20 protein-coding genes and 1 tRNA gene are annotated in these 24752 nt (G+C 69.6%); 13 read left to right on the plus strand and 8 right to left on the minus strand.

Annotation, left to right across the window (positions count from 1 at the left end):
- The first annotated feature begins 149 nt into the window (after nucleotides 1-149).
- From gltB to HF323_RS10750, 5 genes are all read left to right on the plus strand, one after another.
- Nucleotides 150-4670 carry a glutamate synthase large subunit gene (gene gltB / locus HF323_RS10730; protein ID WP_188241700.1) on the plus strand — a complete coding sequence of 1507 codons (4521 nt, stop codon included), beginning with the start codon at nucleotides 150-152 and terminating at the stop codon, nucleotides 4668-4670.
- Entirely contained in the window at nucleotides 4663-6129 is a 1467-nt protein-coding gene (locus HF323_RS10735; RefSeq protein ID WP_169582568.1) for a glutamate synthase subunit beta, read from the plus strand. The genes gltB and HF323_RS10735 overlap by 8 nt, the downstream gene beginning before the upstream one ends.
- A gap of 47 nt (nucleotides 6130-6176) precedes the next feature.
- Nucleotides 6177-7628, plus strand: coding sequence for a pyruvate kinase (pyk, locus tag HF323_RS10740; RefSeq protein WP_169582569.1), 1452 nt, complete (start codon nucleotides 6177-6179; stop codon nucleotides 7626-7628).
- Nucleotides 7629-7705: 77 nt separating this feature from the next.
- A complete protein-coding gene (locus HF323_RS10745) occupies nucleotides 7706-8083 on the plus strand; it encodes an SHOCT domain-containing protein (RefSeq protein WP_169582570.1) in 378 nt (125 codons plus the stop codon).
- 188 nt (nucleotides 8084-8271) lie between these two features.
- Nucleotides 8272-9801: a chromosome partitioning protein gene (locus HF323_RS10750; protein WP_169582571.1), complete on the plus strand. Its 1530-nt coding sequence runs from the start codon at nucleotides 8272-8274 to the stop codon at nucleotides 9799-9801.
- Nucleotides 9802-9833: 32 nt separating this feature from the next.
- Here the strand turns inward: HF323_RS10750 and HF323_RS10755 are convergent.
- Nucleotides 9834-9916: transfer RNA gene (locus tag HF323_RS10755), tRNA-Leu, on the minus strand.
- A gap of 51 nt (nucleotides 9917-9967) precedes the next feature.
- Here HF323_RS10755 and HF323_RS10760 point away from each other — a divergent pair.
- The gene (locus HF323_RS10760) at nucleotides 9968-10588 is read left to right on the plus strand and encodes a response regulator (RefSeq protein ID WP_169582572.1); all 621 of its coding nucleotides are present in this window, start codon (nucleotides 9968-9970) and stop codon (nucleotides 10586-10588) included.
- A gap of 42 nt (nucleotides 10589-10630) precedes the next feature.
- On the opposite strand, the gene HF323_RS10765 is transcribed toward HF323_RS10760, so the two are convergent.
- A complete protein-coding gene (locus tag HF323_RS10765) occupies nucleotides 10631-11059 on the minus strand; it encodes a hotdog fold thioesterase (protein ID WP_169582573.1) in 429 nt (142 codons plus the stop codon).
- 57 nt (nucleotides 11060-11116) lie between these two features.
- Here HF323_RS10765 and polA point away from each other — a divergent pair, with 57 nt between their 5' ends.
- Nucleotides 11117-13756, plus strand: coding sequence for a DNA polymerase I (polA, locus tag HF323_RS10770; RefSeq protein WP_169582574.1), 2640 nt, complete (start codon nucleotides 11117-11119; stop codon nucleotides 13754-13756).
- Between the two features lie 45 nt (nucleotides 13757-13801).
- Nucleotides 13802-15475 carry a DUF885 domain-containing protein gene (locus tag HF323_RS10775; RefSeq protein WP_169582575.1) on the plus strand — a complete coding sequence of 558 codons (1674 nt, stop codon included), beginning with the start codon at nucleotides 13802-13804 and terminating at the stop codon, nucleotides 15473-15475.
- A 12-nt stretch (nucleotides 15476-15487) separates the two neighbouring features.
- Here the strand turns inward: HF323_RS10775 and HF323_RS10780 are convergent, their stop codons facing one another.
- Nucleotides 15488-16117, minus strand: coding sequence for a phosphoribosyltransferase family protein (locus HF323_RS10780; protein WP_169582576.1), 630 nt, complete (start codon nucleotides 16115-16117; stop codon nucleotides 15488-15490).
- A gap of 110 nt (nucleotides 16118-16227) precedes the next feature.
- Here HF323_RS10780 and HF323_RS10785 point away from each other — a divergent pair, with 110 nt between their 5' ends.
- From HF323_RS10785 to HF323_RS10795, 3 genes are read left to right on the plus strand one after another with little or no spacing between them, the layout of a single operon-like run.
- The gene (locus HF323_RS10785) at nucleotides 16228-17265 is read left to right on the plus strand and encodes an LLM class flavin-dependent oxidoreductase (protein ID WP_169582577.1); all 1038 of its coding nucleotides are present in this window, start codon (nucleotides 16228-16230) and stop codon (nucleotides 17263-17265) included.
- Nucleotides 17266-17301: 36 nt separating this feature from the next.
- Complete coding sequence (locus HF323_RS10790; RefSeq protein WP_169582578.1) at nucleotides 17302-18660, plus strand: MFS transporter; 1359 nt, start codon at nucleotides 17302-17304, stop codon at nucleotides 18658-18660.
- Nucleotides 18661-18679: 19 nt separating this feature from the next.
- On the plus strand, nucleotides 18680-19441 hold the full coding sequence (locus HF323_RS10795; protein ID WP_169582579.1) for an SGNH/GDSL hydrolase family protein: 762 nt from the start codon (nucleotides 18680-18682) through the stop codon (nucleotides 19439-19441).
- Here the strand turns inward: HF323_RS10795 and HF323_RS10800 are convergent.
- Both HF323_RS10800 and HF323_RS10805 read right to left on the minus strand, forming a co-directional pair.
- Nucleotides 19430-19912, minus strand: a complete 483-nt coding sequence (locus HF323_RS10800) for a DUF2087 domain-containing protein (protein ID WP_169582580.1) — start codon at nucleotides 19910-19912, stop codon at nucleotides 19430-19432. The genes HF323_RS10795 and HF323_RS10800 overlap by 12 nt on opposite strands.
- Nucleotides 19909-20475, minus strand: a complete 567-nt coding sequence (locus HF323_RS10805; protein ID WP_169582581.1) for a dihydrofolate reductase family protein — start codon at nucleotides 20473-20475, stop codon at nucleotides 19909-19911. The genes HF323_RS10800 and HF323_RS10805 overlap by 4 nt, the downstream gene beginning before the upstream one ends.
- A gap of 94 nt (nucleotides 20476-20569) precedes the next feature.
- On the opposite strand from HF323_RS10805, the gene HF323_RS10810 reads away from it, so the two are divergent.
- Both HF323_RS10810 and HF323_RS10815 read left to right on the plus strand, forming a co-directional pair.
- On the plus strand, nucleotides 20570-20944 hold the full coding sequence (locus tag HF323_RS10810) for a metalloregulator ArsR/SmtB family transcription factor (protein WP_169582582.1): 375 nt from the start codon (nucleotides 20570-20572) through the stop codon (nucleotides 20942-20944).
- Nucleotides 20937-21383: an SRPBCC domain-containing protein gene (locus tag HF323_RS10815; RefSeq protein WP_169582583.1), complete on the plus strand. Its 447-nt coding sequence runs from the start codon at nucleotides 20937-20939 to the stop codon at nucleotides 21381-21383. Before HF323_RS10810 ends, HF323_RS10815 begins: the two co-directional genes overlap by 8 nt.
- 3 nt (nucleotides 21384-21386) lie before the next feature.
- On the opposite strand, the gene HF323_RS10820 is transcribed toward HF323_RS10815, so the two are convergent.
- From HF323_RS10820 to HF323_RS10830, 3 genes are all read right to left on the minus strand, one after another.
- Complete coding sequence (locus HF323_RS10820) at nucleotides 21387-22244, minus strand: carbohydrate kinase family protein (protein WP_169582584.1); 858 nt, start codon at nucleotides 22242-22244, stop codon at nucleotides 21387-21389.
- Entirely contained in the window at nucleotides 22241-23164 is a 924-nt protein-coding gene (locus HF323_RS10825) for a pseudouridine-5'-phosphate glycosidase (protein ID WP_169582585.1), read from the minus strand. Before HF323_RS10825 ends, HF323_RS10820 begins: the two co-directional genes overlap by 4 nt.
- A 79-nt stretch (nucleotides 23165-23243) precedes the next feature.
- Entirely contained in the window at nucleotides 23244-24590 is a 1347-nt protein-coding gene (locus HF323_RS10830) for an MFS transporter (RefSeq protein WP_169582586.1), read from the minus strand.
- Nucleotides 24591-24752: the final 162 nt, after the last annotated feature.

Here is a 24752-nt window from a genome sequence, read left to right on the forward strand (position 1 = left end):
CTCCCGGCGCGCACACGGGCCGACGTCGTCCCATCTTGAGCATCAACGTGAGGACGGTTGGTATGGCTGCGAGCCCCCGTCACTTCGCCTCGGTCGAGGCGAACGCCCCCGCACAATCGGTCCTGTCGGGTTTTCCCGGCAAGCAGGGGATGTACAACCCTGCGTTCGAGAAGGACGCCTGCGGTCTGGCCATGGTCGCCACCCTCCGTGGTGAGGCCGGTCACGACATCATCGATCTGGCGCTGACCGCACTGCGCAATCTCGAGCATCGAGGCGCGATCGGCTCCGACGCCGGCACCGGCGACGGAGCGGGCATCCTGACGCAGATGCCCGACGCGTTCCTGCGCGCCGTGGTCGACTTCGACCTCCCCCCGGTGGGGGAGTACGCAGCGGGAATGGTGTTCCTTCCGCGCGATGACGAGGCGCGGGCAGCCCAGAAGGACGGGATCGAGCGGCTCGCGGCATCCGAGAACCTGACTGTCCTCGGCTGGCGCGCGGTGCCCACCGCCGAGGAGAACCTCGGAAAGCTCGCTTTCGAGGCGCGGCCGGTGTTCGAGCAGCTGTTCGTCTCACGCCCCGCTGTCGGTGACGCGCCCGCGCTCTCGGGCATCGAACTCGACCGGCGCACGTTCCGCCTGCGCAAGCGCGCGCGCACCGAGCTCGACGCGTATTTCGTGTCGCTCTCGGCCCGCACGCTGGGCTATAAGGGCATGGTCACCACCCTTCAGCTCGAGCCGTTCTACCCTGACCTGCAGGACGAGCGCTTCGCCTCGGAGCTCGCGGTCGTGCACTCGCGGTACTCGACGAACACGTTCCCGTCCTGGCCGCTCGCGCAGCCGCTGCGCATGCTCGCGCACAACGGCGAGATCAACACCGTCAACGGCAACCGCAACTGGATGCGCGCCCGTCAGTCGCAGCTCGAGTCCGAGCTTCTCGGCGACATCCGCCCGCTGCTGCCGATCTGCACGACCGGCGCGAGCGACTCCGCCTCCTTCGACGAGGTGCTGGAGCTGCTCACGCTGACCGGCCGCAGCCTGCCGCACGCCATCATGATGATGGTCCCCGAGGCGTACGAGAAGCAGGCCGACATCGACCCCAAGCTCCGGGCGTTCTACGAGTTCCACTCGATGCAGATGGAGCCCTGGGACGGTCCGGCGGCGCTGATCTTCACCGACGGCACCGTGGTCGGCGCCACCCTCGACCGCAACGGCCTTCGCCCCGGACGATGGACCGAGACCACCGACGGGCTGGTCGTCATCGGCAGCGAGACCGGCGTGCTGGACTTCGAGCCCGAGCGCATCAAGCGCCGCGGCCGCCTGCGCCCGGGGCGCATGTTCCTGGTCGACACGGCCCAGGGCCGCATCGTCGAGGACGACGAGATCAAGCGCGATCTCGCCGAGCTCGAGCCGTGGCAGGAGTGGCTCGACGCGGGACGGGTGCGCCTGGCCGATCTCCCCGAGCGCGAGCACATCGTGCATCCGATCGCCTCCATCACGCGTCGCCAGCGCACCTTCGGATACACCGAGGAAGAGGTGCGCATCCTCCTCACCCCCATGGGGCAGACCGGTGCCGAGCCCCTCGGCGCGATGGGCAGCGACACGCCCGTCGCCGTGCTCAGCGAGCGCCCGCGCCTGCTGTTCGACTACTTCACGCAGCAGTTCGCCCAGGTCACCAACCCGCCGCTGGACTCGATCCGCGAAGAGGTCGTGACCTCGCTGTCGCTCGGCCTGGGTCCGGAGCGGAACCTCCTCGAGTGGGGTCCCGATCACACGCGCGTCGTCACGCTCGACTTCCCCGTGATCGACAACGACGAGCTGGCGAAGATCCAGCACATCGACACGGCGCTGCCCGGGCGCACGTCCGTGACGATCCGCGGCCTCTACCGCGTCGAGGCCGGTCACAAGGGCATGCAGAAGCGTCTGGCGCAGATGTGCCAGGAGGTCGACCAGGCGATCGAGGACGGTGCCGAGTTCATCGTGCTGTCCGACCGCGACTCGAACAAGGACCTCGCGCCGATCCCGTCGCTGCTCATGCTGGCCGCCGTCCACCACCACCTCATCCGCAACGAGACCCGCATGAAGTGCGGTCTGGTGGTCGAGGCCGGCGATGTGCGCGAGGTCCACCACGTGGCGACGCTCATCGGGTACGGGGCATCCGCCGTCAACCCGTACCTCGCGATGGAGACCGTCGAGTACCTGGTTCGCGCCGGGTACATCACGGGAATCACGCCCGAGAAGGCCGTCAAGAACCTGATCTACGCCCTCGGCAAGGGCGTGCTCAAGATCATGTCGAAGATGGGCATCTCGACGGTGTCGTCGTACGCCGGGGCTCAGGTGTTCGAGGCCGTCGGCCTCTCCGAGGAGTTCATCGCGAAGTACTTCACCGGCACCGAGTCGAAGCTCGGGGGCGTCGGGCTCGACGTCATCGCGGCCGAGAACGCGGCACGACACGCGTACGCGTACCCCGAAGACGCCGCCGTGCGCGCGCACGAGCGGCTGTGGACCGGCGGGGAGTACCAGTGGCGTCGCGACGGGTCGCCGCACCTGTTCAACCCCGACACCGTCTTCCGCCTGCAGCACTCCACCCGCACGCGCCGGTACGACATCTTCCGCGAGTACACGAAGCTGGTCGACGACCAGGCCAACGAGCTGAACACGCTGCGCGGCCTCTTCAAGCTCAAGACCGAGGGACGGACCCCGGTGCCGATCGACGAGGTCGAGCCGGTCTCGTCGATCGTCAAGCGCTTCTCGACGGGTGCGATGAGCTACGGCTCCATCTCGAAGGAAGCGCACGAGACGCTCGCGATCGCGATGAACCGCCTCGGCGCGAAGTCCAACACCGGCGAGGGCGGCGAAGACGTCGATCGACTGCTCGACCCTGAGCGCCGCAGCGCGATCAAGCAGGTCGCCTCCGGCCGGTTCGGCGTGACCAGTCTGTACCTGACCGAGGCCGACGACATCCAGATCAAGCTCGCCCAGGGCGCCAAGCCCGGCGAGGGAGGCCAGCTGCCGCCGACCAAGGTCTACCCGTGGGTCGCCCGCACGCGGCACGCGACCGCCGGGGTCGGGCTCATCTCGCCGCCTCCGCACCACGACATCTACTCGATCGAAGATCTCAAGCAGCTCATCTTCGATCTCAAGCGCGCCAACCCGACGGCCCGCGTGCATGTGAAGCTCGTGAGCCAGTCGGGCATCGGCGCGGTGGCCGCGGGAACCGCGAAGGCGCTGGCCGATGTGATCCTCGTCTCTGGTCACGACGGCGGCACCGGGGCGAGCCCGCTGAACTCTCTCAAGCACGCGGGCACGCCGTGGGAGCTCGGACTCGCCGAGACCCAGCAGACGCTCATGCTCAACGGCATGCGCGACCGCGTGGTCGTTCAGGTCGACGGACAGCTCAAGACGGGCCGCGACGTCATCATCGGCGCGCTGCTCGGCGCCGAGGAGTTCGGGTTCGCCACTGCACCGCTGGTCGTGTCGGGCTGCATCATGATGCGCGTCTGCCACCTCGACACGTGCCCCGTCGGCGTCGCGACGCAGAATCCGGTGCTCCGCGAGCGATTCAACGGCAAGCCCGAGTTCGTCGTGAACTTCATGGAGTTCATCGCGGAGGAGGTGCGCGAGTACCTGGCACAGCTCGGGTTCCGCTCGCTGGACGAGATCATCGGCCACAGCGAGCTGCTCGACATCGACGGTGCCGTGGAGCACTGGAAGGCGAGCGGCCTCGACCTGGCGCCGGTGCTCAACGGACCGACGTTCGCCCAGGACGAGCCGCGGCGGAGCGCCGTCGCGCAGAACCACGAGCTGGACGAGCACTTCGACGTGCCGTTGATCGAGCGGGCGCAGGACGTCATCGCCCATGGCGGCCAGGTGACGATCGACCTGCCGATCCGCAACACCGAGCGCGCGGTCGGCACCCTGCTCGGCCACCACGTCACGCGAGCGCGCGGCGAGAACGGCCTTCCTTCGGGGAGCATCGTGGTGAACCTCACCGGCTCCGCCGGGCAGTCGTTCGGCGCCTTCATGCCCGCCGGAATCACGCTGCGCCTCGAGGGAGACTCCAACGACTACGTCGGCAAGGGGCTCTCCGGTGGTCAGATCGTCGTGCGGCCGCCGCGCCGGGCGACGTTCGACGCGTCGCAGAACGTGATCGCGGGCAACGTGATCGGCTACGGCGCCACCCAGGGCACGCTCTTCCTTCGCGGCGTCGTGGGGGAGCGCTTCCTCGTGCGCAACTCCGGTGCGACCGCGGTGGTCGAGGGAGTGGGCGACCACGCGCTGGAGTACATGACCGGCGGACTCGCGGTGATCCTCGGCGCGACCGGCCGCAACCTCGGCGCCGGCATGTCCGGCGGAACGGCGTACGTCTACAAGCTCGATCGCAAGCTCGTGAACCGCGAGGCCCTCGCGTCCGGTGAGCTCGTGCTGGGCTCGCTCGGTTCCGGCGACGCCGAGATCCTCCGCGACCTGCTCGAGCAGCATGTCGCCGAGACCGATTCCACGCTCGCCTCGGCGCTGCTCGCCGACTTCGAGGCGGAGCTCGACAACTTCGTCCGCGTCCTGCCGCGCGATTACGCCGCGGTGCTCGAGACGCGCCAGAACGCCGTCGCCGAGGGACTCGACCCCGACGGCGACGTGGTCTGGAACCGCATCCTGGAGGTGACGGGTGGCTGACCCGAAAGGCTTTCTGAAGGTCACCGAGCGCGAGCTGCCGCCGCGGCGGCCGGTGCCGGTGCGCATCATGGACTGGAAAGAGGTGTACGAGCCGGGAGACTCGGCCGTGCTCCGACGCCAGGCCGGGCGATGCATGGACTGCGGCGTGCCGTTCTGCCACAAGGGCTGCCCACTCGGAAACCTCATCCCCGAGTGGAACGACCTGACGTGGCGCGGCGAGGGCCGCTCCGCGATCGAGCGCCTCCATGCAACGAACAACTTTCCGGAGTTCACCGGCAAGCTGTGCCCGGCGCCGTGCGAGAGCTCGTGCGTCCTCGGCATCAATCAGCCGGCCGTCACGATCAAGCAGATCGAGGCCTCGATCATCGAGGAGGCGTTCGCGAACGGCTGGGTCGAGGCCGAGCCCCCCGGCCGCCTCACGGGCAAGACCGTCGCCGTCGTCGGCTCGGGACCCGCGGGCCTCGCGGCCGCCCAGCAGCTCACCCGTGCCGGTCACACCGTGGCCGTCTTCGAGCGCGACGACCGCATCGGAGGGCTGCTCCGCTACGGCATCCCGGACTTCAAGATGGAGAAGAAGCACCTCGAGTCGCGCCTGCGCCAGATGCGCGACGAGGGCACGCGGTTCCGCGCCGGCGTCGAGATCGGCAAGGACATCTCGTGGAGCGACCTGCGGGCGCGCTACGACGCCGTCGTCATCGCGACCGGCGCGACCGTCCCGCGCGAACTGGCGATCCCGGGCCGCGACCTGGCGGGCGTCCACTTCGCCATGGAGTACCTGGTCGAGTCGAACAAGGCGGTCGCCGGCGACGCTGTCGCCAACCAGATCACCGCCGAGGGCAAGCACGTCGTGGTGATCGGCGGCGGTGACACCGGGGCCGACTGCATCGGCACCGCCCACCGTCACGGCGCACTGAGCGTGACGAACCTCGCGATCGGCCGCCGCCCACCGGGCGAGCGACCCGAGCACCAGCCGTGGCCGATGTCGCCGACGCTCTTCGAGGTCCAGTCCGCGCACGAGGAGGGCGGCGAGCGGTCCTACCTCGCGAGCACCGTCGAGTTCCTCGCGAACGACGCCGGAGAGGTGCGCGCGCTCCGCGTGGCCGAGACCGAGTTCGTCGACGGCCGCCGCGTCCCCAAGAGCGGGACCGAACGCGAGATCCCGGCCGACCTGGTCCTGATCGCCATGGGATTCACCGGCCCGGAGCGCACCCTCCTCGAGGAGCAGCTCGGCGCGCAGTTCACCACCCGCGGCAACGTGCAGCGCGAGAACGACTACCAGACCACCGCTCCCGGTGTCTTCGTCGCCGGCGACGCCGGCCGCGGACAGTCGCTCATCGTGTGGGCGATCGCCGAGGGCCGCGCGGCCGCCGCGAGCGTCGACGCCTACCTCATGGGCGCCACGCAGCTGCCCGCCCCCGTCCGCCCCACCGATGTCGCGATCGGCCTGCAGCCCGCGTAGGCTGGCCACGGCATTCGCCCTCGAACACACCCGGAGAATTCACACGGATGAGACGCGCCAAAATCGTCGCCACCCTCGGCCCCGCCACGTCGACATATGAGAGCGTTCGCGCGATCATCGACGCCGGCGTGGATGTCGCCCGCTTCAATCTGAGCCACGGCGACTACTCGGTCCACGACACGAACTTCGCCAACGTGCGCAAGGCCGCAGACGACGCCGGCCGCCCGGTGGCCGTGCTCGTGGACCTGCAGGGTCCGAAGATCCGCCTGGGCAAGTTCGAGAACGGCCCGCACGAGCTGGCCGCAGGCGACATCTTCAAGATCACGACCGAAGACATCCTCGGCACGAAGGAGATCGTCGGCACGACGTTCAAGGGCCTGCCGAACGACGTCAAGCCCGGCGACTTCCTCCTCATCGACGATGGCAAGGTGCGCGTCGAGGTCGTCGAGACCGACGGCACCGTCGTCACGACGAAGGTGATCGTCGGCGGGCCGGTGTCCAACAACAAGGGCATCAACCTGCCCGGGGTCGCCGTCAACGTCCCCGCGCTCTCCGAGAAGGATGAAGCCGACCTCCGCTGGGGCCTCCGCGCGGGCGCCGACATCATCGCGCTGTCGTTCGTGCGCGATGCCAAGGACGTGCAGCGCGTGCACGTCATCATGGCCGAAGAGGGCCGTCACCTTCCCGTGATCGCGAAGATCGAGAAGCCCCAGGCGGTCGAGAACCTCGAGGAGATCATCGACGCGTTCGACGGCATCATGGTCGCCCGTGGCGACCTGGGCGTGGAGCTCCCGCTCGAGGCCGTCCCGATCGTCCAGAAGCGCGCCGTCGAGCTGTGCCGCCGCATGGCAAAGCCCGTCATCGTGGCCACGCAGATGCTCGAGTCGATGATCGAGAACCCGGTCCCGACGCGCGCCGAGACGAGTGACGTCGCCAACGCCGTCCTCGACGGCGCCGACGCGGTGATGCTGTCGGGCGAGACCAGCGTGGGCAAGTATCCGGTCGTCGTCGTCGAGACGATGGCGCGCATCATCGACTCCACCGAGGAGCACGGCCTGGAGCGCATCCAGCCGCTCACCACCAAGCCGCGCACGCAGGGTGGCGCGATCACGCTCGCAGCGCTCGAGGTCGCCGAGTTCGTCGAGGCGAAGTACCTCTGCATCTTCACCGAGTCGGGCGACACCGCGCGTCGCATGTCGCGCCTGCGTCCTCGGATCCCCATGATCGGCTTCACACCCGAGCCCGGCATCCGTCGCCGCATGGCGCTCACGTGGGGCGTGAAATCGACGCTCGTCGAGCACGTCACCCACACGGACCGCATGTTCATCCAGGTCGACGACTACCTGCTGGCCAACGACCTCGCGAAGGTCGGCGACAAGGTGGTGGTGATCTCGGGTTCGCCTCCCGGAATCATCGGCTCGACCAACGACATCCGCATCCACAAGGTGGGCGACGCCGTCCACGGCAAGGCCCCGATCTACAAGTCCGGCGAGTTGTAGGCCTTTTCCGACTGCGCAGCGGTCGCGCTCACTATGCTGAGCGCGACCGCTGTCGTTTCTCTGTCTGGAGGATTCGCATGGACTTCTTCTGGTGGCTGCTGTGGGGCTTCTGGTTCGTGGCCTACATCTACGTCGTCATCGTGATCATCACCGACCTCTTCCGCGACGAGAAGCTCAACGGCTGGCTCAAGGCGCTGTGGATCATCGCGCTCGTCTTCGTGCCGTTCCTCACCGCTCTGGTCTACGTCATCGCGCGGGGGAGCGGCATGGCCGAGCGCGCCCGCGCCCGTTATGTGAGCGCACCCGAGGTGGATGACTACAAGCCCTCCGCGTCGGCGAACCCGGCCGACGACATCGCCAAGGCCAAGGCGCTCCTCGACGCGGGAACGATCTCGCAGGGCGAGTTCGAGGCCCTCAAGAGCAAAGCGCTCGGAAACCAGTACTTCGGCGCATGAGCGCGGACGGGGGGCGGAGGCCGAGGCATCCGCCCCCCGTCCTTCTCGCTGCGCGGAGCGGGCCGTTCTCGAGGGTTCGCCCACCGGCGCGGAACGTCTGAAGGTCGCGATCAGGCGCGTCGGCTAACGTATCGGAGGGCGCGACCCCCACGGACCGCCCGAGACCTCGCCCCCTGAGGAGGACCCCGATGACACGAACCCCCGAAGCGACCGTCCACATCCTGTCGAGCACCGTCGCAGAGGTCCACGTCGGATCGGACGTCGAAGAAGTCGTCGCCGCCGACAGCCGCGCTCTGCGCGATCGCGTCGTCGAGGAGATCCGCCTGCTGGCGGCATCCGCCGGCGAACCCGCCCACGCGACCCTCGTCGAGGGTTCCTCCCGCTGGCCGCTCGTGGTGCACCCCGACGGCCGGTTCGCCGAGTCGCTGGAGAGCGCGCCGGCAGCGTCGGCGCCGGCTCCCGCTCCCGTCGGGTCCGCTCCGGCGGTTCCCTCCGTGAGTGAGCCCGTGACGGATGCCTCGGCCCCTGACGCCGCGTCGCGATCCGAAGCCGCGCCGATGACGACGGCTGCCGACGTCCCCGCGCCCGCCCCGATGTCCGCCGCCGCGGCGCCGTCCGTCCCGGTGGCCGCCCCGCCGGTCTCCGCAGCACCGCAGACGGCGCCCGAGGCTCGCGCAGCCGCAGCGACTTTCGCCGCCGCTCCGCTGCCCGCACCCGAGGCTCGCGCAGCCGCCGCGGCTGACGCCGGCCCCCTCCGCAGCACGGCGTCGTCGCGCGACCTCGCCAAGCCGACGGTGCAGGACCTCCTCGACTCACGCGGCGGCGGAGACCGGCCGCGTGCGACGGAGGGCTGGCAGGGCGCGATCCGCCGGGCGACCGGGGGAGTGATCTCGCCTCAGCCCGGACGCGCGGAGCGCTCCCGCCTCGATCGCGCGAAGCGGGTGCAGCGCCGACTCGATGCCCCGCGGACGATCGTCGTGCTGAACCCCAAGGGCGGCGCGCACAAGACCACGAGCACGCTCCTGCTGGCGGCCACCTTCGGCACGCTCCGCGGCGGCGCGACCCTCGCGTGGGACAACAACGAGACGCGCGGCACGCTCGGCTGGCGGGCGCAGCACGCGCCGCACCACCGCACCGCCGTCGACCTGCTCGAAGACCTGAACCGGTTCTCCGATCCCGACGGGTCGGGCCTGGCCACCCTCGACACCTACGTGCGCACCCAAGTCGACGCGCGCTTCGACGTGCTCGCGTCGGATGAGGACGCGGCAGCATCGTCGACGATCGACGCCGCAGCGTTCGACCGCCTGCACGCGCTGCTGCGCCGCTACTACCGGCTCATGATCATCGACACCGGAAACAACATGCGCGCGTCGAACTGGATCGCCGCAGTGGCAGCCGCCGATCAGCTCGTCATCGTGTCGACGGTGCGCGAAGACACCGCCGCCAGTGCGGCCTGGCTGCTCGACGGGCTGCGCGAGAAGGGATTCGGCGACAAGGTCGACCGTGCCGTCACGGTGCTGACGGCGCCGTCGTCGCGCCCCGACCGGCGCCTCGAGTCGCGACTCTCACGGCACTTCGATCAGGTCACGTCGGGTGTCGTCATCGCTCCGTTCGACGCCTCACTCGTCGACGGCGGCCCGATCGACTTCGACGCGCTGTCGCCCGAGACGCGAGACGCCTGGCTGACGGTCGCCGCAACGGTGGCCGACCGCCTCTGACCCAGGGGCGGGGCCGCGCCGTGCGGCTTCGGTGCCGGTGGTGGGAGTCGAACCCACACGCCCTTTCGGGCAACCGAGTTTGAGTCGGTCGCGTCTGCCATTCCGCCACACCGGCAGGGCGGCTCGTGCCGCGCTACCGCGATTGACCATACCGTAGGATTCAATGGTGACTGAGCAGGAGCAGACCCCCGCATCGCCCGCCTCGACCCCCCGTCGCGTGGTGGTGGCGGAGGACGAGTCGCTGATCCGACTCGACATCGTCGAGATCCTTCGCGACAACGGCTTCGACGTCGTCGGTGAAGCGGGAGACGGCGAGACCGCCGTGCAGCTGGCCACCGACCTGCGCCCCGACCTCGTCATCATGGATGTCAAGATGCCGCAGCTCGACGGCATCTCGGCCGCCGAGAAGCTCAGCAAGAACCACATCGCCCCCGTGGTGCTCCTCACCGCGTTCAGCCAGAAGGAGCTCGTCGAGCGCGCGAGCGAGGCCGGCGCGCTGGCCTACGTCGTGAAGCCCTTCACGCCGAACGACCTCCTGCCGGCGATCGAGATCGCCCTGGCCCGCTACGAGCAGATCATCACGCTCGAGGCCGAGGTCGCCGACATGGTCGAGCGCTTCGAGACCCGCAAGCTGGTCGACCGCGCCAAGGGCCTTCTCAACGAGAAGATGGGCCTCAGCGAGCCCGAGGCGTTCCGGTGGATCCAGAAGGCGTCGATGGACCGCCGCCTCACGATGCAGGACGTCGCGAAGGCGATCATCGAGCAGCTCGCGCCCAAGAAGGGCTGATCAGATTTCGAGGAGAGCGGATGCCGAGGCATCCGCTCTTCTTCATTCCCTGGGACGCGCCATGATGTGGTTCGTGATGCGAACCGTCGAGCAGCGCCGGCCCTGATCGTCGGTGACGACGATCTCGTGCACCGTGATGGTGCGTCCGAGGTGCACCGGGGTGCACACGCCCGTCACGATTCCGGACGTCGCCGACCGGGTGTGGGTCGCGTTGATGTCGACGCCGACGGCGAGGCGGTCGGGTCCGGCGTGCAGGTTCGCCGCCATGGAACCCAGCGATTCGCCGAGAACCACGTAGGCGCCGCCGTGGAGGAGGCCGACGGGCTGCGTGTTGCCCTCGACGGGCATGGTGGCCACGCAGCGCTCGATCGAGAACTCGACGAACTCGAGACCCATCTTCTCGGCGAGAGCACCCATCCCGCGGTTCGCCGCCCACTCGAGACCATCGATGTGCACGGGGGAGTCGGGCATGGCTGACCTTCGGGACGATGGGAAGGGGGTGTCTCCGGCCCTGGCTAGGCTTACAGGGTGACGGACTCCGCAAAGCCTACCCTTCTCGTCGTGGACGGCCATTCGCTGGCGTATCGGGCGTTCTACGCCCTTCCCGTCGACAACTTCTCCACGAAGGACGGCCAGCACACGAACGGCATCTACGGGTTCCTCGCGATGCTGATCAACCTCATCAAGGCCGAGCGGCCGACGCACATGGCGGTCGCCTTCGACACGTCGCGACAGTCCTTCCGCACGCGCGAGTACGCCGAGTACAAGGCGAACCGCTCCGAGACGCCCGCGGAGTTCAAGGGCCAGATCCCGATCCTCCAGGACTGCCTCGCGGCGATGAGCATCACCGTCCTCCAGAAAGAGGACTTCGAGGCCGACGACATCCTCGCGACGCTCGCGACCCAGGCGGCGGACGCGCATTTCGACGTGCTCGTCTGCTCGGGCGATCGCGACACGATCCAGCTCGTGGGCGACGACATCACGCTGCTCTACCCGAACGTCCAGGGGGTGTCGCAGCTCAAGCGGTACGACCGCCAGGCCGTGATCGACCGCTATGGCGTCCCGCCCGAGCAGTACCCCGACATCGCCGCGCTCGTGGGCGAGACGAGCGACAACCTCCCCGGTGTGCCGAAGGTGGGCGAGAAGACCGCGGTCAAGTGGCTCAACCAGTTCGGCTCCCTCGACGAGCTGCTCGACAACGCCGACAAGGTGACGGGCGTCGTCGGCAACAACCTGCGCGAGCACCTCGACGACGTGCGCCGCAACCGGGCGCTGAACCGTCTGCTGACCGACGTCGAGCTGCCCGTCACGATCGACGATCTGAAGGTGAAGCCGATGGATGCGCAGGCCGTGCGCGACATCTTCGCCCGACTCGAGTTCAAGACCCTCATTCCCCGCGTCGCCGAACTCGCGGGCATCGAGCAGCAGATGGCGGCCGTCGCGTCGGCAGCTGCGGTTCCGATGCCGGTCCCCGTCGAGCCGTCGCCGGCCGATCTGCTCGCGTGGCTCGAGGCGGCCAGGGCCGAAGTGGGCGTCACGATCGTGATCGAGGGCGGGCTGCCTCGCCGTGTGGGCTTCGCGACGGCGGATGCCGCGGCCGAGGCCGACTGGACGCCCGAGCTGCAGGCGGTGCTCGGTGACTGGTTCGCCTCGGACGCACCCAAGGTCTTCAGCGACGCCAAGCCGCAGGTGAAAGCGCTCCGCCGCGCGGGACTGCGCCTGGGTGGTCTCGCGTTCGACGTGATCGTCGCCGGGTGGCTGCTGCGCCCGAGCTTCCCCGACAAGACGCTCGCAGACCTCGTCGATCGCTACCTCGACGAGAAGCTCCCCGAGGCCGACCCCACGCAGCTCGTTCCCGAGACAGAGGGAGCCACGCCGGGTCAGCTCGCCTGGTTCGCGATGCGCGTCATGACGGCGCTGCGCGCCGAGTTGCCCGAGAGCGTGGCGACCGTCCTCGCCGACATCGAGCTGCCGACGCTCCTCACGCTCGCCGACATGGAGCTGGCCGGCGTGGCGGTGTCGCACGAGACTCTCTCCACCTTCTCGGGCGAGCTGGGGGAGCGGGCAGACGGCATCGCGCAGCAGGCCTACGCCGCGATCGGCCGCGAGGTCAATCTCGGCTCGCCCAAACAGCTGCAGGAGGTGCTCTTCGAGGAGCTGCAGCTGCCGAAGACCCGCAAGACCAAGACCGGGTACTCGACCGATGCCGCCGTCCTCGCCGACCTCCAGGAGACGAACCCGCACCCGTTCCTCGACCTCCTGCTGCAGCACCGGGAGGCGACGAAGCTGCGCCAGATCATCGAGTCGCTCGACACGGCGATCGGCAGCGACGGCCGGATCCGCACGACCTATGTGCAGACCGGAAGCCAGACCGGGCGCCTCTCGAGCACCGACCCCAACCTGCAGAACATCCCGATCCGCACCGAGGAGAGCCGCCGCATCCGCTCGGCCTTCATCGTCGGCGACGGTTACGAAACACTGTTGACGGCCGACTACTCGCAGATCGAGATGCGCATCATGGCGCACCTCTCGGAAGACCCCGGCCTCATCGAGGCGTTCAACTCCGGCGAGGACCTGCACCGCTACGTCGGGGCGCGGGTCTTCTCCGTCGACCCGGCCGATGTCACGCCGGCGATGCGCACGAAGGTGAAGGCCATGTCCTACGGCCTCGTCTACGGTCTCTCCGCGTTCGGCCTCTCCAAGCAGCTGCGCATCGAGCAGTCCGAGGCCAAGCAGCTCATGATGGAGTACTTCGCCCGCTTCGGCGCGGTCCGCGACTACCTGCGCTCCTCCGTCGAGCAGGCGCGCATCGACGGCTACACCGAGACGATCTTCGGTCGCCGGCGTCCGTTCCCCGACCTGGCGAGCCCCAACCGCGTCCTGCGTGAGAACGCCGAGCGCGCCGCGCTGAACGCCCCGATCCAGGGCAGCGCCGCCGACATCATGAAGATCGCGCTCTTCCACATCCACGACGACTTCACCGCCGCCGGCCTGCGATCGCGCGTGCTGCTGCAGATCCACGACGAACTCGTCGTCGAAGTGGCGCCGGGGGAGTGGGACGAGGCCGAGCGGATCGTCCACGAACGGATGGGCGATGCGGCGACGCTGTCGGTTCCTCTCGACGTGCAGATCGGGCGCGGCGGCGACTGGAACGAAGCCGGGCACTGACCGGCCGTTTGGCGCGCCGCGGGACGGCTCTTTAGGCTCGATCCCATGACTGACGAAACACGCACGCCCACGCCGATCGACACGATCGCTGACGCTTGGGTCGACACGCTGGCGGAGCTCGAGCCCACGCTGGCGACCTACATCGGACGCTCCGAGTTCAACGACCGCTTCGGCGACTACAGCCCGGCCGGTCAACAGCGCCTCACCGAGGAAGGCCGAAAGACGCTGGCGGCGCTGGCCGCCGCCACCCCGGTCGACGACATCGACGCCGTCACCAAGGAAGACCTCGCGCGCGAGATCGAGCTCGGCATCGAGCTCGACGATGCGAAGTGGCATCTGCGCGACATCAACGTCATCGCCTCGCACGCTCAGAACATCCGCTCCGCGTTCGACCTGATGCCCACCGCAACGCCGGACGACTGGTCGGTCATCGCGACGCGCCTGAAGGCCGTTCCCGCGGCGATCGATGGCTACATCGAGACGCTGCGCACCGGCATCCAGCAGGGCGTCGTGCCCGCGCGTCGGCAGGTCACCGAGGTCGTCTCGCAGATCGGGCGCTACACCGAGGACGGGGGCTTCTTCGCCGCCTTCGCGGCCGAGGCCGCCCCGGCCGAGGGACAGCTTCCGGCATCGCTCGCCCGTGACCTCGCCGACAACGCGAACGCTGCCCGCGTCGCGTACGACCAGCTCGCGGAGTTCCTCGGCACCGAGCTCGCACCGGCGTCCTCCGAGAAGGACGCGGTGGGTCGCGAGCTCTACGCGCTCCATTCGCGCCGCTTCCTCGGCGCGACCGTCGATCTCGACGAGACGTACGAGTGGGGCGTCGAGGAGCTCGCCCGCATGGTCGCCGAGCAGGAGTCGATCGCGCGCGAGATCAAGGCGGGAGCATCGGTCGAAGAGGCTGTGGCCTTCCTCGAGCAGGACGAGAGCCGCAAGCTGCACGGCACCGACGCCCTGCAGCGCTGGATGCAGGAGACGAGCGACCGCGCTGTCGCCGAGCTCGGCCGCACGCACTTCGACATCGCGGAGCCCATCCGCAAGCTCGAGTGCATGATCGCGCCGACCAAGGAAGGCGGGATCTACTACACCGGTCCGACCGACGACTTCTCGCGTCCGGGCCGCATGTGGTGGTCGGTTCCCGAGGGAGTCGAGTCGTTCGACACCTGGCGTGAGCTGACGACGGTGTATCACGAGGGTGTTCCGGGTCACCACCTCCAGATCGCGCAGGCTGTCTACAACCGCGCGCAGCTCAACACCTATCGCCGGCTCCTCGGCGGCACCTCCGGCCATGCGGAGGGATGGGCCCTCTACGCAGAGCGGCTCATGGAGCAGCTGGGCTACCTCGACGACCCCGCCGACCGTCTCGGCATGCTCGACGGCCAGCGCATGCGAGCCGCTCGTGTCGTGCTCGACATCGGCGTCCACCTCGAGAAGCAGCGCCCCGACGGCGAGGGGGTGTGGGATGCCGACTTCGCGCTCGACTTCATGCGCCACAACGTCAACATGCCCGACGAGTTCGTGAAGTTCGAGGTCAACCGCTACCTCGGCTGGCCGGGCCAGGCTCCCTCCTACAAGGTGGGTCAGCGCATCTGGGAGCAGCTGCGCGACGAGGTCGCCGAGCGCGAGGGCGCCGAGTTCTCGATCAAGCGCTTCCACAAGCGCGCGCTCGACATCGGCGGCGTCGGCCTCGACACCCTGCGCAGCGCCCTTTCGCGCTGAGCGCCGGCGAGATCACCCGCGGAGGTCGTCGGACAGCAGTCCCACGACCTCCGCGTCGCTCGTCTGCGTGAAATCGTCGTAGAACTCACCGACCGCCCAGAAGTCTCGCGCGCGGTGAGGGCACACGTACTCGTCGACGGCATCGGTCGGCGGCCTCCAGTCCGCCGGGGCCACGGGAACTGCCAGCACGATCGACGCCGCGCCCTGGGCGCGCAGCGACCTGCACGCGGCGGTCGCACTCGCTCCGGTCGCCACGCCGTCATCGACGACGATCACGGTCCGCCCCTTGATGCGCTCACGTGAGGAGCCGAACAGGGCGGTCCGGCGCCGCAGCTCGGCGCGTTCCCGCTCCTCCACCGATGCGAGCTCTTCCGGAGAAACCCCGCTCGACCGCCGCGCGGCATCGTTCAGCACGCGCACATCGTCGGCGATCGCGCCGACGGCGAACTCCTCGTGCGCGGGCGCGCCCAGCTTCCTGACCACGGTCGCCACGAGCGGCAGCTGGAGCGTCCGCGCGACTTCGGCCGCCACGACGACGCCGCCACGCGGGATGCCGGCGACGACGGCACCCGTGCCGCGCCAGTCCTCGAGCGCTGCCGCGAGCTCGCGCCCGGCGTCGGCCCGATCGGCGAAGATGGCCATACCGCCACGGTACGCGCGTGGCATCCGCTTGTCTTGTGGGAATGCCGCGCACCCCGCAGTGGTTCCCACTCACGCGCGATCCATTCGTGCGAATGGAAAGGATGCTTCGGATGACTGAACTCGCCGCCGTCGAGCTGGGACTCGACACCTTCGGAGACGTGACCCGCGACGACTCGGGCGAGCTGCTCAGCGACGCGCAGACGATCCGCAACGTCGTCGAGCAGGCCGTTCTCGCCGACCGCGTGGGACTGTCGTTCTTCGGAGTGGGGGAGCACCACCGCCCGGAGTTCGCCGTCTCGAGCCCCGAGATCGTGCTCGCCGCCGCCGCGGCCCGCACCGAGAACATCCACCTGGGAACTGCTGTCACGGTGCTCTCGAGCGATGATCCCGTTCGGGTGTACGAGCGCTTCGCCACGCTCGACGCCGTCTCGAACGGGCGTGCCGAGGTGATCCTCGGCCGTGGATCGTTCATCGAGTCCTTCCCGCTGTTCGGCTACGACCTGCGCGATTACGAGACGCTGTTCGACGAGAAGCTCGACCTGTTCTCGAAGCTCCTGGACGAGAAGCCGGTCACGTGGCAGGGCACGCTCCGCGCGCCGCTGACCGACGCCGACGTCTTCCCCAAGACCGAGAACGGCCTGCGCGCCTGGGTCGGCGTCGGCGGCACTCCCGAGTCCGTGGTGCGTGCGGCCCGCTATGGCTACGGGCTCATGCTGGCCATCATCGGCGGCCCGGCGGACCGGTTCCGGCCTTTCGCGGACCTCTACCGCCGATCGCTCACGACGTTCGAGCACGAGCCGCTTCCCATCGGCGTGCACTCGCCGGGACACGTCGCCGAGACCGACCAGCAGGCCTGGGACGAGGCGTACGAGGGTTTCGCCGCCATGAACAACACCATCGGCCGCGAGCGGGGCTGGCCGCCGTACAGCCGCATGCGCTTCCAGCGCGACGTCGGTCCCGAAGGCGCCCTGTACGTCGGCTCGCCCCAGACCGTGGCCCGCAAGATCGCCGACACCGTGAAGACCCTCGGCGTCGAGCGCTTCGACATGAAGTTCTCGACCGGCACGCTCTCGCACGAGCGCACGATGCGCTCGATCGAGCTCTACGGCACCGAGGTCGCGCCACTCGTGCGCGACATGCTCTCGTAGGCGCCGCGGGATCCCCATCGTCCGTAGCATGACGCTATGACGGATGCCGACACCCGCGTCCCCGCGACGACCTCCGAGCGCCTCGACCGGCTGCCCTTCACGCAACGGCACCTGCGGGTGCTGACGGGGTCGGGGATCGGATGGGCGCTGGATGCGATGGACGTCGGGCTCATCTCGTTCGTCATCGCCGCACTCGCTGTCCAGTGGCAGCTGCAGCCCCAGGAGACGGCCTGGATCGCGTCGGTCGGCTTCATCGGCATGGCGGTCGGCGCGAGTGCCGGCGGGCTCATCGCCGACCGCATCGGGCGCCGCTCGGTGTTCGCCATCACCCTGCTCGTGTACGGGCTCGCGACAGGCGCGAGCGCGCTCGTCGGCGGGCTCGCGGCGCTCCTCGTGCTCCGCTTCCTCGTCGGCCTCGGGCTCGGCGCCGAATTGCCGGTCGCATCGACGTATGTGAGCGAGTTCGCGCCGGCACGGATGCGCGGTCGACTCATCGTCTTCCTCGAGGCATTCTGGGCCGTCGGCTGGACGGCGGCAGCGCTCATCGGCTACTTCGTCATCCCCGCATCGGATGCCGGCTGGCGGTGGGCGTTCGCCCTCGGCGCGCTTCCCGCGGCGTACGCGCTGTTCGTGCGCTGGGGTCTTCCCGAGTCGGCTCGCTGGCTGGAGCGACGGGGACGCCACACCGAGGCCGACGCAGTGGTTCGCACCTTCGAGGCCGCCGCGGGGGAGAGGGCGCCGACCGTCACCGGGTCTGCGGCGCCCCTCATCGAACCCCCCGTCGCCTCCTCGGTCGGCTCGCGTCTGGCCGGGCTGTGGTCGCGGGAGTTCCGCGCACGCACCGCCTGCCTGTGGCTGGTGTGGTTCTGCGTCAACTTCTCGTACTACGGCGCGTTCATCTGGATCCCGTCGATCCTCGTCGCGCAGGGCTACGACCTGGTGCGCTCCTTCGGATTCACGCTCATCATCACGCTGGCGCAGCTGCCGGGGTATGCGGTCGCGGCGTGGCTCATCGAGGTGTGGGGCCGACGGCTGACGCTGTCGGTGTTCCTCGTCGGGTCCGCGGTCGCCGCGGTGTTCTTCGGCACCGCGACCACGGAGGGCGCGGTCATCGCCGCCGGAATGGCGCTGTCGTTCTTCAACCTCGGCGCGTGGGGAGCGCTGTACGCCGTCACCCCCGAGATGTACCCCACCTCGCTGCGCGCGACCGGATCCGGCTGGGCCGCCGGCGCCGGGCGCATCGCCTCGATCATCGCTCCGCTCGCGGTACCCCTGCTTCTCGCCGCGGGTGGGGCACCGACCCTCTTCGTCGTCTTCGCGGCCTTCTTCGGCATCGCCGCCCTCGCCGCGTGGGGCCTCGCCGACCGCCGGGGCGCCGCCCTGGACGACCGCTGACCAGCCCTAGGCTGGAGTGATGGCAGCGGTACGCTACGTCGCGATCGGCGACTCCTTCACCGAGGGCGTCGGCGATGAGCTCCCGGACGGACGCGTGCGCGGATGGGCGGATCTGGTTGCGCAGGGGTGGGCGGATGCCTCGGCAGCCCCGGTCGACTACGCGAACTTCGCGATCCGGGGAAAGCTCGTCTGGCCGATCGTCGAGCAGCAGCTCGAACCCGCGCTCTCGCTGCGGCCCACGCACCTGTCGTTCAACGGCGGCGGGAACGACATGCTCCGCCCTCGAACGAGCGTGTCACGGGTGGTCGATGCGTTCCTCCATGTCCTTCGGCGCTGCGACGAGGAGGGTGTGCAGCTCATCGTCCTGTCGGGCGCGAACCCGTCGGCGCAGCTGCCGATGAGTCGGCTGATCCAGCGACGCGGCGACCTGCTGTCGGCTGCCGTGACGGCGAAGCTGGCCGATCGAGACGACGTCTTCCGAGCCTTCAACTGGCCGGACCGCGAACTCTCCACGCCGCCGTACTGGTCGGAGGACCGCCTGCACATGAACGCGCGCGGGCATCACCGCGTCGCGGCCCGCGTGCTGACGGCGCTCGGCCTCGAGCCGCCCGCCGCCTGGTGGTCGCTCCCACCCCTTCCCCTCGCCGCGGCGCGCGGGGCCGCGTACTACCGTCAGCACGTCGGCCCGTGGGTTCAGCGCCGCCTCACACGCACCTCGTCGGGAGACGGCCGCGAGCCGAAGCACGCGGAGTGGTTCGAGGTGCGACCGTCAGGGGCCTGAGCCGGCCAGCCGGTACTCCGAACCCGATGGCGTGCGCGCGACGACTCCGGCGTCCACGAGGTGCCGACGCAGCAGCGCGACATCGTCGGTGAAGGCGGCGAGTCTCTCATTGATCTCGGCCTCGGTATAGGCAGCGGAGGGCTCGAGTGCGCGGGCGGCCACCCACTGCAGCAGTTCGAGAAGGTCGTCGAAGCGCACCGGCCAGCGGATGATACGCCCGTCTCGGTCGAGGAAGCGGACGACACCGGTCGGGCGCGTGGGCGCGTTCTCGGCCAGGATGCTGCGCACGAAGTCCTCATCGAAGACGTCGCCGCCAGCGGTCTCGCTCAGAAGTCCGATCTCACGTAACCGCGCCTTCGCCCGAGCACGGCGCGCATCACTCAGCTCGCTCGCTCCGATGGTCTCGGCGAGCACGGCACGCAGGTCCGGGTTGAGGAGGGCTGCCACAACCCCGCGCCACCGGTCGCTCATCGCTGCGCCTTCACCGAGTAGGTGAGCTCGGCGAAGGCACCAGCCTGGCGCACGGCCGTGAGCGTGAGCACGTCGGATCCGATGCGGCGAGGGAGCAGCGGCATGCCAGACGGCAGGACCGCAGGGGCGATCGAGACGCGGATCTCGTCGAGCAGGCCGGCGTCGGCGAACTGCCCCGCCAGATCGCCGCCGCCGACGATCCAGACGTCCTTCTCCCCGGCGGCCTCGCGGATCGAGGGCCACGCATCGCGGACGTCACCGCGGACGAAGCGGAGGTCGGCCCCCGGGACGGACGGCAGCTCGCGTCCCGTGAACACGAACGTCGGCCGCGCGCCGTAGTACGCCGGCCACTTCTCGGGGTGCGCGATGAGATCTTCATGGCGCAGGACCCACTCGTAGGTGGAGGAGCCCTGTACGAGCACGCCGATTCCCGCGAGGAACTCCTGGAAGTCGCTGTCTCCACCCTCGCCGCCGGGCGTCGCGAAGAGCCAGTCGAGCGAGTGCTCGTCGTCGGCGAGGAATCCGTTGAGGGTCGTGGCCGTGTAGAAGATCACGCGAGGCATGCCGTCACCGTAGCGCGGGCATCCGACACTTGCGGATTATTCAACCATTCGGTACTGTACCAATAGGTTGAATACAGGCGAAGGAGAGCAGACCATGGCCGACGACCAGCTGAGTCGCACGTTCTCGGCTCTCGCAGACCCCACGCGCCGAGCGATCCTCGAACGGCTCAGTGAGGGAGAGGCCACCGTGGGCGAGATCGCCGCTCCGTTCGACATGACCTTCGCCGCCGTCTCGAAGCACCTGCGCGTGCTGGAGGGGGCCGGTCTCGTCTCGCGCGGCAGGGATGCGCAATACCGCCCGGCGCGCCTCGAGGCGCGGCCGCTCGCCGAGGCATCCCGCTGGATCGGCGACTACGCGCGCTTCTGGGAAGACAGCGTCGGTGCGCTCGATCTGTACCTCCATGCTCTGCAGCACCTCAGCCCCGCCGATCCCTCGGCATCACACGACAAGGAGAACTCCGATGGCTGACTACTTCACGATCACCCGCACGCTCCGCGCACCGCGCGAACTCGTGTTCGAGGCGATCACCAGGCCCGAGCACTTCGCGGTGTGGTTCGGGACCGCGGCCGTCGAGGTGCCGCAGGAATCGCTGACGATGGACGTTCGCCCGGGCGGCGCCTTCCGCGCCGTCATGCTCCTCCCCGACGGCAACCGCATCGACTGGGCGGGGGAGTACCACGTGGTCGACCCGCCCTCGCATCTCGCGATGACCCTGACCGATCAGCCCGGCGATGACGTCGGCCTCCCCGTGCTTTTCGACCTCGCCGAGGTCGACGGCGGAACCGAGCTGACGATCCGCCAGGACCGCGCCGACTTCACCGACGAGCAGGTGCAGGCCACGATCGCGGGCTACAACGCCTTCATCGACGACATCGAGCGGGTGCTCGAGACGCTCCAGTCCGCCTAGCGATCACAGCGCGCCCGGGCGGCGCAGCGCGCTCAGCGCGAGCTCGCTGCCCGCTCGGGCGCACGGCACCGCGTCCGCGCCGGCCAGCGCTGTCACGATGTACCCGGCAGCGAAGGCGTCTCCCGCCCCGGTCGAGTCGACGACGTCGTCGACGCGACGAACCGGCACCTCGATCTGCGCGCCGTCGACCACGATCAGCACGGGATCACCGCCGCGCTTGACCACGCAGGTGGCGTTCCCGAGATCGAGGCCCAGCTCGTGAGCCGTCGCGGCCTCATCGGCGTTGGCGAAGACGACGTCCGGCACGACGGCCTCGATGAGCTCCTGGAGGATGTCGCGTCCGAGGTCGCGCATCGTCGCCACGCTCGAGAGGTCGATGCTGACGGGGACTTTCCGGCGCGAGACCATCCCGCGCGAGGCCAGGGCGGCCGCGGCATCCGTCACCACCGCACGCGACGCGGGCGTGGCGAATCCGTAGAGCGGCAGGTGGAGCCACTCCGCACCGTCGAGCCACACCGGATCGATCGTCTCGAGGTCGGCTGCCGCGCCTCGGTCGGTGATCATCGTCCGCTCACCCACGGCATCGACGAGGACGACGATCGCCCCCGTGCGGCCGCCGACCTGCACCCTCACGTCGACGCCGGCGGATTCCATCTCGGCGACGAGCGCCCGGCCGATCGTGTCATCGCCGACGCGCCCGATGAAGCGCACCGGATGCCTGGGGGCGATCGCGGTCGCGACATTCGCGGCGCTCCCGCCGCGCGTGAGCCGCACCTCGGCAGGATTGTCGGTGCCCCGCTCCAGGGACGCGCCGCCGAGGACGATGAGGTCGGCGACGAGATCGCCGATCACCAGGATCATCGCGTGCGCTCAGCGAGCGCGACGGCGATCCGCGCGCCGAGGTCGACGTTGCCTCGGTAGACCGCGACGTTCACATCCAGGCTGCGACCCCCCGTCTCGCGCTGCATGTAGTCCAGCAGGAAGGGCGTCGTGTCGTGGCCCGAGATCCCGGCGGCCTTCGCAGCGGCCAGCGCACGCGCGAGCACGTCGTCATGCAGGTGGGCGTCGAGCTCGTGCGCGGGGTCGACCGGATTGGCCACGAGCAGTGTCGAGCGGATGCCGAGGCCGTCCCGCGCTCGGGCGATACGCGCGATCTCTCCCGGGCTGTCCACGGAGTACTCGACGTCGTACCCGGAGTCGGCGATGTAGAACCCCGGATAGTCCGTCGTGCGATAGCCGACGACCGCGAGGTTCAGCGTCTCGAGGCGCTCCAGCGTGAGCGGGATGTCGAGGATCGACTTCACGCCCGCGCTGACGACGACCAGCGGCAGTGCGGCCAGGGTGCCGAGATCCGCCGACTCGTCGAACGTCTCCTGCGCCGCGCGGTGCACGCCGCCGAGGCCGCCGGTCGAGAAGACGCGGATGCCCGCGAGGTGCGCGAGGTGTGCCGTCGCGGCGACAGTCGTTCCCGCGCTCAGTCCCTTCGCGGACACGACCGGAACGTCACGCAGGCTCGCCTTGACCACGCCATCGGCCTCGGAGAGGCGCTCGATCTCGGAGGTCGACAGCCCCACGGTCGGCCGCCCGTCGACCACGGCGATCGTCGCCGGCGTGACGCCGATCGCGCGCACGCGCTCCTCGGCGTCCAGCGCCACCTCGACGTTTCGCGGGCGCGGCAGTCCGTGCGTGAAGATCGTCGACTCGAGCGCGAGCACAGGCGCTCCGTCGGCGAGCGCCATCTGCACCTCGGGCGAGATCACGAGAGGGGAGGGGTTCGGCACGGGCGTCCTTCCGTCGCAGGTAACGCCACCCTACAAACTCGCGTGGTGTTGCGGTGCCGCGTCCGTTCCGCCGGTGCTCCTATCGACCGCGCGGCGGCCTGCGCGGAGCGCGGGGCGGATCCCATCCCAGGCGGATGCGCGTGCGCTTGCGCTCGATCACGATGAAGACGGCGCCGAGCAGCCACAACGGCACCTGGGTGAGGAAGGCGATCCGGAACGCGTCGAGCGAGTATGTCCCCGGCGTCCCCGCCCCCTGCAGGTCGAGGGCGAGCCCGATCGCGAAGATCGCGATGAGCGCCGCGAGGAATCCGCCGGCGTTGGTGACGCCGGTCGCGGTGCTGAGGCGATGGGACGGGTTGTGGGTACGCGCATGGTCGAACGCGATCATCGACGCGGGACCACCGGTCGCGAGAGCGATCGCGAGCAGAGAGAGCAGCCACAGCGGAGCCGGCCCGGGATACGCGACCACGGCGATCCATGCGACGAACTGCGTCGCGACGGCCGGCAGCACGAGCGCCCGCGACCGCAGGTGCGGGATGCGGCGCGACAGCTCGCCCATCACCGGTCCGAGCGCCATCCCGACGAGGACGTACGTCGACATGATGAGGGCCGCCTCCGCCGCTGTGCGGCCCTCGCCGGCGGTCAGGAAGGGCATGCCCCAGAGGAGCACGAAGGCCGTGCCGGCGAACGGCGTCGTGAAATGCGACCAGAACGCGAGCCGCGTGCCCGGATGCGCCCATGCCGCCCGGATTCCGACGCCGGTGTCGATCGACGACGTGACGACGCGGATCGCCCCCGTGTCGGTGTCGACCGACACATCTTCGTCGCGATCCGGCGGATGATTGCGGACCAGCAGGAACACCAGGACCGCGAAGAGGATGCCGAGACCGGCGATGCTGCCGAACGTGACGGTCCACGAGGTCGCGTGCAGCAGCGCTGCGAGCGGCAGCAGCGCGACGAGCTGACCGGTCTGGCCGACGACGCCGGTGATCTGGACCATGAAGGGACCGCGCTGGGCCGGGAACCAGGTCGCGATGACCCGCAGGACGCCCGGGAAGATCGCCGCATCCCCGGCACCGAGCAGGACCCGGGCGACGATCGCGATCCCGACGCTGGGGGAGAGAGCCATCGTGAGCTGCCCGACCGCCATCAGGATCATTCCCACGGTCATGATCGGGCGCGCGCCGTAACGGTCCAGCAGGACCCCCACGGGGATCTGCATCCCGCCGTACACCGCGAGCTGCACCACGGCGAACAGCGACAGGGTCGAGGCATCCGCCTGGAATCGCTCTGCCGCGTCGACGCCGACAGCGCTGAGCGACGAGCGATTCGTCACCGCGAGAACGTAGCCGGTGACCCCGACGGTCCAGATGATCCACGCCTTCGCCCCCGGCTGGGAGAACGAGGACCGAGGGAGCGAGCGCACCGTTCCACCGTAGGCCGGGCGCCCGCCGGAGTGGCCGCAAAGGTAAGAAACGACGCGGCTGCGCGCGGAAACCGACAGAAACCCGACTTGTCAAGCCCCTGCACGCGATGCCCCTCATCCGCGAGCGTATTCAGTGGGACGAATGCGTCCCGCACCCAGGGG

It is taken from the genome of Microbacterium sp. MF43 (assembly GCF_012847295.1).
Taxonomy (GTDB): Bacteria; Actinomycetota; Actinomycetes; order Actinomycetales; family Microbacteriaceae; genus Microbacterium.